Origin of the sequence: Kitasatospora sp. NPDC056138 (genome assembly GCF_042264695.1) — a bacterium.
Lineage (GTDB): Bacteria > Actinomycetota > Actinomycetes > Streptomycetales > Streptomycetaceae > Kitasatospora.
Genome location: NZ_JBHJVK010000034.1, coordinates 33,134 through 45,715, shown reverse-complemented (window position 1 = coordinate 45,715; position 12,582 = coordinate 33,134). Strand labels below are relative to the sequence as shown.

The following is a 12,582-nucleotide window of genomic DNA, read 5'->3' as shown; positions in this document are numbered from 1 at the left end:
ACGAGCACGCCGCCGCAGTCGAATGTGACGAGCCCAATCGGAGCGATCATCAGGACAGGGCAGGACAGGACAGGACAGGACAGGCAGGGGCTCGGGCAGGGGCGGCTGCAGGAACCGGTGGTGGTGCTGCGGGCAGCGGGAAAGCCAGGGCCTTCACCGCACCGGCTGCGGCGGTGTGCTCCGGCGCAGCCGGTGCGAGGACGCGCAGGGCTGCGGTCGGCGGGCAGTGCGCGCAGCGCCGTGGGTGCGTCAGGCCGGGTAGCGGATCAGGGAGTTGGTGGTCAGGCTGAACGCGAACGGCTCCGGGATCGGTACGGTGTCGCCGAACTTGCCGTTCCACTGCCGGTGGTAGCGGCCCTGTGCAGGCTCGGAGTAGAGCGTGATCACGCCTTCGCGGGGGTCGATCAGCAGGTAGAGCGGGATGTGCATCAGCGGGTAGTCGCGGACCTTGCCGACCAGGTCGTTCTCCGGGTTCGACGGGGAGACGATCTCGACCGCGATTGCGGCCAGCTCGGCCGGTACGTCGTTTCCGCCGAGCTCGACCACCCTGACCGGGATGTAGGTCAGATCCGGATTGCGGAGCTTTCCGACGTTCGGCGACGCGAGGTCGGTGTTCTCGCTCGGCATCAGGTCGGCCGGCCGGTGGGCGTCGAACTGCTCCCGGACGATCAGCAGGTTGCGCTGATGGATCACCGACGGCCCGGCCATCATGATGATCTCGTCGCCGGACACCTCGATCTTCCAGCCCGACGGCGGGGTCAGGCTCTGCGCGTACTCCAGCAGTTGGGCATGACGTCCGGGAACCTGAGATTCGGCCATACCTCCATTCTTTCATCGCTGGAGACGACCGCCTGGACGACCCGACCGCCGCCCGGCTGCCACCGAGGTGCATGTCCGTGACGGCCTTCTCACCGGACTCACTCTGGTGGGCGGACACCGGATACGGGCGCCGGTACCGCCCGCCCGCCCGCCCGAGCGGCCATCCGCCGCCCCCGGTCCATCCTGTGCGGTGAAGACCCTGGCCAACCGGGGTTGCTTGAACAGCACTTCGGAGGAGGGAGTGGCCATCGGGAACGCCCGGTGTGCTCACGGTCCGCCCGCGCCTGCGACCCCTTCAGGTCAACCGGACGAATGAGGCCGGCCAACCCGGCGAAATGCCGGGCTGACCAGCCGAACTGCCTTGCCGAGCGTCATCGGGCCCGCTGCGAGTTCGCAGAGGGCCCGATGCGTCCGTGCTGGTCAGACTGGGTTTGGAGAGTGGGGTGGATCAGCGAGATGTGTCGAGTACGGGGAGGTAACCGCTCGGGGCCACTCGCCTGGGCTCCCAAGCTCGTGCCGGTTGAAGGAGCGAGGGACGACGGGTGCCCCGGGCTCTTCCGAGGCGCCCCGTCCCAGGTCGTGATCGCTTCAGGTCGTGGTCACAGGTTCGAGCACTGGCCCAGTCGGGCGCCGGCCACGGTGTTGGGGTTCCCGTCGTTGGTCGGCGCCGGGACGTTGCCGGAGCAGCTCAGGGATCCGCCGATGGTGTTGCCCTCGATCTCGGCCCGGGAGTCCTCGGGGAAGGGGCCGGTGCCGGTCGTTCCCTGCACCTGCACGGAGCCTCCGACGTGGTTGGCGATGACTTCCGCACCACTGTGGTTGTTGGACAGCGCCACCAGGCCGGTGATCCCGTTGCCGGCACAGCCGTCGTCACCCGGGTCCCCGATCACCACGAATCCGCCGGCTCTGGCGACGTTCACCGATCCGGTGACCGTGCTGCCGCAGACGCCGAGCAGGGTGCCGTCCGAGGACAGGATGCTGCCCCGGATGGTGGAGTTGCTGATGAACAGGGCGCCACCGGCTGCGCCGTGGACGGTGCCGCCGACCGTGGCGTTGACGATGCAGGTGCTGCCGTTGCCCGCGAACACCGCGTCCGGGACCGAACCGGTGATGGTCCTGGTGCAGGTCACCGTCTGGGTGGTGGATTCGAGACCGCCCGCCAGGAAGCGGGTGTCGCCGCTGTACTGGGCGGTGATGGTGTGTGTTCCGGGCAGCAGGTTCGAGGCGCTGACCTGCGTCCGGCTGCAGTTGGTCCCGCCGCCCGGCGACAGTGTGCCGGTGCCCAGGAGCGTGCCGCCGTCGCGGAAGGTCACCGTTCCGCCCGGTGGCAGGGCGGGGTTGGTGCTCGGGGGCGCCGCGCACACCGTGTCGGTGAAGGTGACGGGCTGGCCGAACGCCGATGGGCCGGAGGAGGCCAGTGTGGTGGTGACCGGCGCCTGGTTGACCGTCTGGACGAGGGTCGTGGCGGTGCTGTCCGCGAAGTCGCCGTTGCCGTGGTAGGTGGCGTCCACGTTGTGCGGCCCCGGGGTCAGGGTGGTGATGCTGCTCGATGTCGCCTGCCCGGTCGTGTTCACCGGGACCGGGCCGCCGAGCGGGGTGCCGTCCACCGTGAAGCTCACCGTGCCGCCGTCGGGTACAGGCGTGACCGTGGCGGTGAAGCTCACCGGCTGGCCGTACACGGACGGGTTGGCGGAGGGAGCCAGTGTGGTCTGGGTGGTCTGCGGGACGGTCTTGAAGAACATCGCGTCCATCGGCGGGGCGGCGGCGTTCACCCCGCCGGTATTGCCGGGGAAGGCGCCGTAGAAGACGTTGCCGACCGCCTTGAGCTGCTGGAAGTCGCCGAGGACACGCTGCGTGGAGCAGTTGGGGTCCCCCGCACAGCCGGTGGCGGGCTTTTGCGACGAGGCGAACGACTGCAGGAGGGTGTCGGTGAACGTCATGCCGTGGTCGGTACTCCGGGCGATGTGCGCGGAGAACGTGGGGTAGCCGCTGCCGTTGGTGCCGTCGGAGGTCATGTAGAGGACACCGACCGTCCCGTCGCCCAGCACCGCGACCGAGGGGAGCGCCGCGTTGGTCGAGGCGGAGACGGTGTGCTCCGCGCCGACGGTAAGACCGTCCGCGCCGTCGTCGGTGAGGCGGCGGATCCTGATCTGGTTGTTGCCGGAGACGTCCGCGCCGTAGGCCACGTACACATCGCCGTTGGACGGGTCGACGGCGGCGTGGTCGATACCGCCGATCAGCGCGTTGACGCCGCCGAACTTGTACGTTCTGCCCTGGTGGGTGTCGGCCGTGGCCACGTCGATGCCGTTCGGGTTGCCGGGCACCGGAAGCCCCCAGGTCTTCCCGCCGTCCTTCGACCGGTTGAGCCGGTAGGTGATGTTCTGCGGGTCGCCGGTGTCGGAGCCGGTCTGGAAGAGCGAGTAGACCCAGCCGTTCCGCCGGTCGGTGGCCAGGCGGATGCCGCCGCTGGTCGCCTTGTTCGTGTCGACCGTGCCCGGCGAGTTGTCCCTCGTGAAGCCGACCGGGCTGACCCCGTCCGCGACCGCGACCTGCGCTGTCGGGGTTGTGGGGGCGAGGTCCTCGTACGCGACGTAGACCTTGTCCTTGGTCGGGGCGTCCGGGTCGCTGTTCACCAGTAGCCAGGGCTGGTCGGCAAGGGTGCGCGTGCCGCTGGTGAGCTGGGCGCTACCGCTCTGGACGTTCCAGGTCCATGACGCCGGGTTGGCGGGATCACTGGTCGAGCCGGTCACCACCTGCTGCTGGGCACAGTTGTTGGGGCACGTCAGAAAGGTGCCGTAGAGAGTGCCGTCACGGCCGTAGTCGACGGTCTGGTCGGCCGGAGCCGTGCCCGTGGTGATACCGGGCGGCGGCGTGATGGTCGTCTTCTCGGACCAGGTCACGCCCCCGTCCGTCGAGTAGAGCAGGTCGGCGTTGGGACTGGCGGGGTTGGCGTTCCAGAACTGCTGGTGGAAGCGGGTGATGACGATCTGGTCGGGGTTGGCCGGGTTGATCGCGATAGAGGGTTCCCCGAAGCCGCCGGTGCTGTTGGCAAGCGCACTCGCGTCGACCGGCGGCGGCACGGTGCCGAGGAACGGCCGCGGCCGTCCCTCAGCGGGGATCCGGGAGCCGGGCCGGGCGTTCTTCCCCGCGTGGCTCGCCGAAGCCCTCGGAGCGCCGCTGGCCGACGCCCGTGAAGGCACGAAGGCCAGTGGTGCGGTGGTCAGACCGAGCGAGATGGCGGCAGCAAGTGCTCGTCTCGCCATAGTCGGCGCCTGCCGAAGCGCAGGCGCGTCTCTTCCGGGTAGCACGGGCGGGTCCCCTCGTCGGATACACGGGCTGGCCGCCAGCGTGTCGACGAGTGCAGGCCGGCAGGTGCCAGCCACACCGCCCAACTACACCTTCATCTCTGAGAACCACCCAGGTGGCTCATGGCCGGGCGCTTTCGACTGGCATGGCCGCACAACCTCGGCTGCGGCGGACCACCACCCGTCACAGACGGCCCGTCAGCGCGCCATCAGGCGGCCGACATCACCGAGCCCGTGGCACCGGCACACACCTTCAGCCCGTTGACCGACCCGGCAGATGCCATCTCGACCACCCGATGAGCCGCCGCCGAAAGACTCAACTCAGACCGCGCAACCGCCGCAAACACACCCACCAGCCGCCCCCTCCAACGGCTGCTGCCCTCCCTTCAGCCCAATGCATGCCGCGGCCGGAGCGAGGGGAACCGTGGCCGCGACCCCCGCTGCCTTGCCCGCACCGGCTGACCTGGGGCGGGGGAACCGATCCTGACGGGCGTGGGAACGATCGCACCCGGCCAAGCCCGCAGCCCCTGGTCAGAGGATTCCGTCGGTCGGCCCTCCACGGGGAGCCACCCGCCCGGTGGCGCGGGTGGCTCCGGAACCGACAGGCTGCCCGGAACGGGTCAGAGGGTGCGGCCGAAGTACGCGGCGATCCGGTCCAGGGCCGGGGCGTCGTCGGGCGCCGGCCTGGAGGGGCCGAACATGCCGGTCCGGGCGCGGACCCCGTCGGGGTGGTTCCCGTACCAGCGCTGCTGGACGGCCCGGACGGCCTCGGCGTCACCCGAGCGGTCCTGGCCCGTGGCGGTGGCCAGGTCCCAGCCGTGCAGCACGGCTTCGAGCAGCTGGAGGTCCGCCAGCCGCGGCCCGGTGCCGCCGCCGGGCAGCGGCATCCGCCGCCCCAGCGCGCCATCGGCACTCCAGGCGGCCAGCACCTCCATCGCACCGCGGGCGTAGACGTCGCCGGGCTGCTCGTCACCGATCCGGTCCCGGGCGAAGAGGGAGAAGTCCGGACCGCCGCCCTGGGCCAGGCCGACGTAGTACGGGTTGCCGGCGACAAGGTGGTTGCACAGGGCTCGCACGTCGAAGTCGTCGCACGGGGTGGGCTGCCCGTACTGGGCGCGGGTGACGTTGCTCAGCAGCCCCGTGGTGTGGGCGAGGGCCTTCTCCAGCAGTTCGACGCCGTTGGACACGATGATCGCGCCTTTCCTGTTGCGGACGGGAGACCGGCTGCGGGGAGGCCCCGCAGCCGAATGCAGACCCGCCCCCGTTCGAAACCGGGGAGCGGCGTCGGCAACTCCACAGTCACACCCGTATAGGACAAAAAGCGTCCTGCGCGGACGGATGGCTGCCGGCGAACCTCAGAGCGGTTCGCCGGCAGGACGGGGCCGCCTGCCCCGCCTCCGGCGCACCCCGCGCCCGCCCGGACGGCCACCCCGTCCCACACGAACCACAACGGCACCAGGCAGGACACTTCCGTCGGCGCCGGACGACACCACCCGGACACGGCGCTGACTTCGGCGTGACGGGCCGTTGCTGCGCGCCCGTGGGCGCAGTCCTTCCACGACGATCGAGGCCCTCTGCGCGGGTGTCCTCAGCAGCGGGTCGCGTATTGCCCGACCGGCTGCCCGTACCCGTGGGCCTGGGGGAGATCCCCGCCGTACGCCGCCGCTTCGCGGTGGGCCGTCCACCGCGCGCCGCCGCTTCGCCGGGGCCGTCCCCGGGCACGACAAAGGCGGGGAGATCAACTCCCCGCCGTACTCAAGGTATAGCGTGCCGGGGGCCTTGCGGCAAGACCCGGGTGCTGCCGCACAATCGCCGGACGAGGCCGGGGTCCGGACCGGAGTCCACGGAAAGAGGAGATCCACGAAGTGCGTGTGGTGTTGTCGACCTACGGGTCGCGCGGGGACGTCGAACCTCTGGTGGCGCTCGCGGTGCGGTTGCGGGAACTCGGCGCGGAGGTACGGGTGTGCGCGCCGCCGGACGAGGACTTCGCGCAGCGGTTGGCCGGTGTCGGCGTGCCGCTGGTGCCGGTCGGCCCGTCGGCGCGCGCCCTGACGCTCGCGGCGCCGCCGCCGTCGTCCCTGCCCGAGCGCGCGGCCGGGTTGATCGCCGGACAGTTCGACGTGCTCCCTGCGGCGGTCGAGGGATGCGATGTGCTGGTGGCGACCGGCATGGTGCCGGCCGCGGCCGGCGCGCTGTCGGTGGCCGAGAAACTGGGCGTCCGCTCCGTGTACGTGACCTTCCAGCAGCTCACCCTGCCGTCTCCGCGGCGCGCGCCGCTGGCGTATCCGGGCCGGCCGTTCCCGGCGGAGGTGACCGACAACCGGGTGTTGTGGGACCTGGACGCCGAGAGCAACAACGTGCTGTTCGGCGAAGCGCTCAACACGAACCGGGCGTCGATCGGCCTGCCGCCGGTGGACGACGTCCGCGACTACGTCATCGGCGACCGGCCGTGGCTGGCCACGGACCCGGTCCTCGACCCGTGGCAGGAGACGCCGGACCTCGACGTCGTCCAGACCGGCTCGTGGATCCTGCCGGACGAACGCCCGCTCCCGGCCGAGTTGACGGCGTTCCTGGACGCCGGCGAACCGCCGGTGTACGTGGGCTTCGGCAGCATGCCCATGCACGCGTCGACGGACGTCGCCCGGACGGCCCTCGAGGCGGTCCGCGCGCACGGCCGCCGCGCGGTCCTCGCCCGCGGCTGGGCCGACCTGTCCCCGGCCGACGACCAGGACGACTGCTTCGTCGTCGGCGAGGTCAACCACCAGGCACTGTTCGGCCGCGTGGCCGCCGTCGTGCACCACGGGGGCCAGGGCACCACGACGACGGCCACCCGGGCCGGCGCGCCCCAGGTGGTCGTCCCCCAGGCGGCGGACCAGCCGTACTGGGCCGGCCGGGTCGCCGACCTGGGCATCGGCGCGGCACACGACGGGCCGGCCCCGACCGTCGAGTCCCTGTCCGCCGCGCTGGAGAAAGCCCTGGCCCCCCGGACCCGCACCCAGGCCGCCGCCGCGGCCCGCGGCATCGGCGCCGACGGGACGGCGACGGCAGCGAAGCTGCTGCTCGACACGGTGCGCTCGACCGTCCTGCCGACGGCGACCGGGCGCTACGGGACGCAGAAGTCGTCCCAGCGAGCGGCGGCCGACGGTGACTGCTCCTGACCCCCGTGCTGTGGGTGGTGCCTGATCTACTGTCTGCCGGCGGACCGGAGGCTGGAGGAGAGCAATGGGTGTCCTGACCGACTACTTCCGCGCGGTGGATGCGGCATCGGTTGTGCGGGCGCTTGAGCAGACGGACGGAGGGTCCCCGCTCGGCGCAGCGCCCCCTGTCTTCGACGGGGTCGAGGCCAAGCGCGTGGATCCGGCCGTTGTCCTGGCGATGCTGGTCGCTGCCATCCGTCAGGTCCGGTGGCGAGTGGACCTGGTCGAGGAGAGGACCGTGTGGCCGGTCTCCCCGCCGCCCGGCCCGGACGGCCCCGAGGATGAGGACAACCCTTGGGTGACGGGACCGTGGGTATCCGAACTCCATTCCCTGGTACGGGACACGCTGGCGACAGTGCGCGACTTTGAGGTGCCGGCCGCCGTCGCCAGGTGGGTGCAAACGGAGGAACTGCACGGAGCGGACGCCGAAGACATGCAGCCGGTGGCCGAGGAAATCATCCGGCTCGCCAGGCGGGCTCGCGAAGCCGGCGAGCAGCTCTACTGCTGGATGTGCCTGTGAGGCGGCCCGACTGCCGGTCCGACGGGCAGCCGGCGAACCAGGTCACCTGAGACCGCAGGCGAATCGGGCCTGACCGCCTGGGACGGGCACTCGGAACGGCGCAGCCGGGAACGTTCTTCTCAAGTTCTGCAATTCCGGCAGGATTCCTCGCGGCGATGCATGTGGTGTTTCAATCGCGCCGTAGTCAGGCTGCTGGTGAGAACCGGAAAACGTACTCCTCGAGACCATGGGGAACTTCCAGTGAGGCCTGATACCTGCTTTCGGTGTCAGGAATGTGACGCCGGAATACCTGAAGGGTGAAGGGCGCTTCCTCCGCCTGTAGGTCGAGGCGAATCTCTTCTGGTCCGGCGATCGTCCACACTTCGACGATGCCGGACCTGCTGAGGTAGGGGAGCTGGGCGAGCAGCGACCAGCCGGGGATCCCTCCAGCGGGGGTGTCGGACAACTCCAGGGTCACGGTCGCGTCGTGGCTGCGAAAGGCGCTGAGCACATGGACCTGTCCCTGTGCGACCTGGACGTTGGGGGAGTCATCGGTGAACTCCAGCTCCATCCACTCGGTCTCGGCTTCGAGGAACGGGTCTTCTTCTGCGAGCCCGAACCCGGACCGCTCGACAGAGACCTTGCCCAGGACCTTCCTGTTGTCACCCACACCGGCATCGTCCCAGGGCCCCAAGCGGCTGTGGGCGGATTGAGCCAGGCCGTCTCCATGCAGGCGGCCTCGGTCCTCATGGCGAGGCCACCGCGAGCCTTCACCAGCCCCTCTCTGTATGCGCTGCGGGCCGGTGTCGACCGGTTCGGGTGGCTGTTACGGCGCGTGCCTGCGCCGACATCCTCTGCGGTCTGGGGGTAGCGGTACCTGATCGCCAACCACCGTGCGTGACACGGTGACTGGCACTCCGTGTTCTTGGATCGCCACGAATGGTGACTCCTGTCGCGGAAGTGCAGCGTGATTGACGCCGGTGGCGGCTGGGGGAGACGCTGAAAGTGGACATGGTTTGAAGACTGCGTCGAACCGGAGCGGCGGGCCGAGGGAAGTGCGGCATGCGCTCGCTGGAAGATGCGGGATCGTGGATTTCGGGTATCGCCCGGACCGGGCCACCGCCGGCGGTCAGGCGTGGGCTCCGCGCGGGAAGGCGCTGCGTACCGACGCGTCATAGGCTCGCATTACTGTTGTTCCTGGTCGCGGCGCTGGCGGTGGCGCTGGCCGTGACCGGCTGGATCACGGCGGTGGCGGACTGGTTGACGCTGCCGAGAGCGGTGGCACTCGTCGTGGCGTTGGTGCTGGCCGTGATCGCGCTCAGATCGTGGAGCCAGGTGCGGATCCTGCCGTTCAGGGACCTGCTCGACAGCGCCGATCCGGCTCGGACCGCCCCTGTGGTGGCCGGCTTCGCCGAAGTGCTGCGCCGGGAGGTCCGGCGAATCGCCGACCTTCTGACGCAGGAGCCGTTTCGCGAGCCCGCCGCCGTTCTCAACCCTGCGAGCGGTCGCGGTCAGACCGCCCGGCAGTGCTGGTCGCGGGAGCCGTTCATCACGGGCCTGGCCGCGTCCGGAGTCCAGGGCGCCGGTCTCAAGGCGACCGAACTGGGGACCGTGACCCTGGGGCCGATGAAGCTCCAGATCGGCGGAGTGCTGGCACTGCTGAGCGGCCTGCGCTGGAGAACCCTCCAGGGATCGCTGGTCCAGGAGGGCAAAACCATCACGGTCACCGCAGTCCAGAGCGGCCAGCAGGGCGGGACCTGGATCGAGCAGATCGAGGTCGGCCCGGACACGGGACGGTCCGTGGCCCTCCTCGCCCGGCGACTGGCTCACCAGATCCAGCCCTACCAGCGTGGATGGTCCGGGCCGGGCGGCGACTGGCACGGTTTCCAACTCCTGGTGGACGGGCTCGACCGGTACCGCGAATTCCTGCACGAGGGCACCCTGGCGCATCTGGAGGAGGCCGAGCTGTTGTTCCGCAAGGCAGTTGCCCACAGCCCGAACTATGCAGCCGCCTACCACAATCTGGCGACGGTCAAGAGCGAGCTCGACCGCGTCCGCAGCTCCCTCGGCCTCCCCGTCTCCCCGGACGTCTCCGAGGCGGCGGAGACACTCTGGAGGCGGGCCGTCGAGTTGGACCCGGGCCTGGCGCCGGCCTGGTTCCAGCTCGCCAGGGCGGCCTTGGACAGGGCTGAGGAGACCGAGGACCGGGACGGCAGACGCGTCCTGCTGGAGCAGGCCGTCGAATCGGCTCGGGCGGCGCTGCCCCGGCAACGGCGCCGGCGCGGCGCCCGGCCGGAGCGCATCCTGGCCCACTACTGGCTCGGCCAGGCACTGCTGGACCGATGGAGCGACCCCGGTGCTGCCGAGGACTCGAAGCGGGCGAGCGGCCTGGCGGAGTCGCTCAGGTACCTTCGCTGTGCGGAACAGGACCTGCGCGACCTGCGCGCACGCCTGCGGGCCCAAAGAAGCAGCGAACCGGAGATCCAGCAGCTGAACGAGCGGATCGCGAGGATCCTGGCCGAGCAGGCAACGTGCCGGCTCGAACTGTCGCAGGCCGGTACCAGCCGTTCGAAGCGGCACCAGCGGTGTGCGCACCGGGGCTTTCGCGCTGCGATCACGCTGGCTTCAAACCCTGCCGACCTCCTCGCCCGGTACGCGTGCATGAAGCGGGCCCTCGGCAAGAACACAGATGGGTCCGAGGAGTTCCTCCGGGCCGCGCAGTGGAACCCGCACAACAGGCGGATGATGCTGGGACTCGGTCCCATCACCGACAAGAACCGCAGGAACTGGCTGAAGACGGTCCTCACGGTGGCAGTGCACCAGAAGCCGGGCGATCTGGACAGGTGGCTGGCATCCACGACGTCCCCACCCGTTCCGAAAGCCGCCACGGCAGGCACCGAAGCAGGACCTGACGGACAGCCTCCGGCCGTCGACCGTGACAAGTTCCGGCGATGCCGTCACGCGTGGCCCGGCCCGGCGGAGTCGGAGCAATCCGGCGCTGCTCTGCTCGACACCCTGTGCAAGCAAATCGGCTCTGCACCGAGGTTCAAGCGAGCGGTCAAGCGAGTGGCCACCTCGCGGTCGCAGAGTGTGACGGCCCGCGAAAGCGCCGACGCCGATCGGCCTTCGGACCGACAGCGGAGGTGTCTGCAGGACGCGGCGAGAAATCTCTCGACCGCGGTCGACATCGAGATCCCGGAATTGCCGACGCCGCCCTTGTGGCGGGTCGAACTGGGCGAGATACAGCTGGCACTGGGGGACTCGCACGGCAATGCCGGCCACGGGGACGAGGCGAGAAACGCTTACCGCAAGGCGGAGAACACCTTCACTGCGGTCCTGCGAGAACAGCCGGTCCGTATGAACACCCGCTACCCGGGACAGCCGGCGCGCGATCCGGTGCCCTCGGTGGTGCTGGTCGGCGACCCCCCGCAGCTGCCCGCTCGTGCTCGCGCGCTCGCGGGACGGGCGCGAGCCCGGGCGAACCAAGGTCGGTACGCCGACGCGCTGACCGACTGCAACGACGCACTCCGACTGGCGCCCCTGTTCGTGTATCCCCGGTTCATAAAAGCCGAACTCCACCTCAGACGCGCCCAGTTCAGTGCAGCCGAGGAGAGCCTGCAGCGGATCTTCGACCTGGAACCGGCCGGCCAGGACCTGGACCGGGCTCACCGCGAGCTCGCGGCCGTCTTCAGGACGAGGGCGACGACCACGACCGGTGAGGAGCGCAAGGAGCTGCTGGAGCGTGCCTACGAGCAACTCATCATCGTGGCGAAGGCGCCCAGACCGTCCACGAAGCTCGATGTCCAGGTCAATGACGACCTCGTCGACGTCCTGGAGCTCCTCGGCCGATCGGACGAGGCGGTCACGGTCCTGCGTGCCGTTGTCTCCACGCCCGGCTGCCCCCGCGAGGCAGGACGCCGTGCCCGCCTCGCCGGGCTGCTGGCGTTCTCCGGCCGGTACGCCGAGGCGGAGGCCGAGCTGTGCGAGGCATGGAGCGCCGGCGAGACGGAGTTGAAGCAGGCCCGCGGGACCGACGAAGAGGCACAGCTCGAGGCCGACCTGGCCGGCTTCAGGAGACGTCTCGCACTGTTCTACGCGGAACAGCGAGTGAGACTGGGCGACGCGGACCAACTGGCCGAGGGCGCGCTGGACGTCGCGATGAGACTCGGGCTGGGCGGCGGAGCACTCGCGGAGTTCAAGGACACGCGCGGCTGGGTGCAGTTCCTGAGAACGGGAAAGCCGGCCGACCCGATCGGATACTTCAAGGAGGCCCTTGCCGAGTCCTGCGGGGACGCCGAGAAGTGGGCTCACCTCGCCATCACCCTGGAAGCGGAGGCCGCGTCCGCCGGCGGCCGTCGCCGCTGGCAGAGCCTCGCTCAGGCGCGCGACAGCTGGCAGCAGATCCGTGACCACCACCCGTCCTCCGGCTGGATCACCTGTGCTGTCGAGCGCCTGGGGCGGCTGCCCGATCGACCGCACCCTCCGATGGCGCTCGCCGCGAGCAACGGCAGCCCGCGGGGCATCCGGGAATCCCGCCCACCGTCATGAGCAATTCGCGTGGGCGTGAATACCGTGCTGATGCGGAACTACTCGCCGGTCGCGGTGCCGTCGTGCCGTCAGAGAGAGGCGGGCGGGGGCGGAATGCGGGCCAGGAGTTCGTGGGCGGCCCGGGTCAGGTATGCGGTGATCTCGTCCGGGGACGCCTGCGGTCCGGCGTGGCCGAAGAACGCCACCACGGCGTCGACCATGGGTGCCAACTCCT

General features: G+C 70.3%; 8 protein-coding genes. 3 read left to right on the top strand and 5 right to left on the bottom strand.

The window, feature by feature from the left end; all coding sequences use genetic code 11:
- Positions 1-249: 249 nt before the first annotated feature.
- The 3 genes from ACFC1R_RS21130 to ACFC1R_RS21120 form a co-directional block, all read right to left on the bottom strand.
- Positions 250-819, bottom strand: coding sequence for a Uma2 family endonuclease (locus ACFC1R_RS21130; protein ID WP_375940734.1), 570 nt, complete (start codon positions 817-819; stop codon positions 250-252).
- Between the two features lie 599 nt (positions 820-1,418).
- Positions 1,419-4,082 carry an Ig-like domain repeat protein gene (locus ACFC1R_RS21125; protein WP_375940732.1) on the bottom strand — a complete coding sequence of 888 codons (2,664 nt, stop codon included), beginning with the start codon at positions 4,080-4,082 and terminating at the stop codon, positions 1,419-1,421.
- Positions 4,083-4,744: 662 nt separating this feature from the next.
- Entirely contained in the window at positions 4,745-5,311 is a 567-nt protein-coding gene (locus tag ACFC1R_RS21120) for a TIGR03086 family metal-binding protein (protein ID WP_375940730.1), read from the bottom strand.
- Positions 5,312-5,995: 684 nt separating this feature from the next.
- Here ACFC1R_RS21120 and ACFC1R_RS21115 point away from each other — a divergent pair.
- Entirely contained in the window at positions 5,996-7,282 is a 1,287-nt protein-coding gene (locus tag ACFC1R_RS21115) for a glycosyltransferase (protein WP_375940826.1), read from the top strand.
- A 64-nt stretch (positions 7,283-7,346) separates the two neighbouring features.
- The gene (locus ACFC1R_RS21110) at positions 7,347-7,841 is read left to right on the top strand and encodes a hypothetical protein (protein ID WP_375940728.1); all 495 of its coding nucleotides are present in this window, start codon (positions 7,347-7,349) and stop codon (positions 7,839-7,841) included.
- Between the two features lie 184 nt (positions 7,842-8,025).
- On the opposite strand, the gene ACFC1R_RS21105 is transcribed toward ACFC1R_RS21110, so the two are convergent.
- Positions 8,026-8,490 carry a hypothetical protein gene (locus ACFC1R_RS21105; protein WP_375940726.1) on the bottom strand — a complete coding sequence of 155 codons (465 nt, stop codon included), beginning with the start codon at positions 8,488-8,490 and terminating at the stop codon, positions 8,026-8,028.
- A 521-nt stretch (positions 8,491-9,011) separates the two neighbouring features.
- Between ACFC1R_RS21105 and ACFC1R_RS21100 the strand changes: the two genes are divergently transcribed.
- Positions 9,012-12,368, top strand: coding sequence for a hypothetical protein (locus ACFC1R_RS21100; protein ID WP_375940724.1), 3,357 nt, complete (start codon positions 9,012-9,014; stop codon positions 12,366-12,368).
- A 68-nt stretch (positions 12,369-12,436) separates the two neighbouring features.
- On the opposite strand, the gene ACFC1R_RS21095 is transcribed toward ACFC1R_RS21100, so the two are convergent.
- Entirely contained in the window at positions 12,437-12,568 is a 132-nt protein-coding gene (locus tag ACFC1R_RS21095) for a hypothetical protein (protein WP_375940722.1), read from the bottom strand.
- Positions 12,569-12,582: the final 14 nt, after the last annotated feature.

What these genes read in the sequence shown, in the direction of transcription:
- ACFC1R_RS21130 (WP_375940734.1), bottom strand. Translation starts at nt 819, where the DNA reads ATGGCCGAATCTCAGGTTCCCGGACGTCATGCCCAACTGCTGGAGTAC.
- ACFC1R_RS21125 (WP_375940732.1), bottom strand. Translation starts at nt 4,082, where the DNA reads ATGGCGAGACGAGCACTTGCTGCCGCCATCTCGCTCGGTCTGACCACC.
- ACFC1R_RS21110 (WP_375940728.1), top strand. Translation starts at nt 7,347, where the DNA reads ATGGGTGTCCTGACCGACTACTTCCGCGCGGTGGATGCGGCATCGGTT.
- ACFC1R_RS21095 (WP_375940722.1), bottom strand. Translation starts at nt 12,568, where the DNA reads ATGGTCGACGCCGTGGTGGCGTTCTTCGGCCACGCCGGACCGCAGGCG.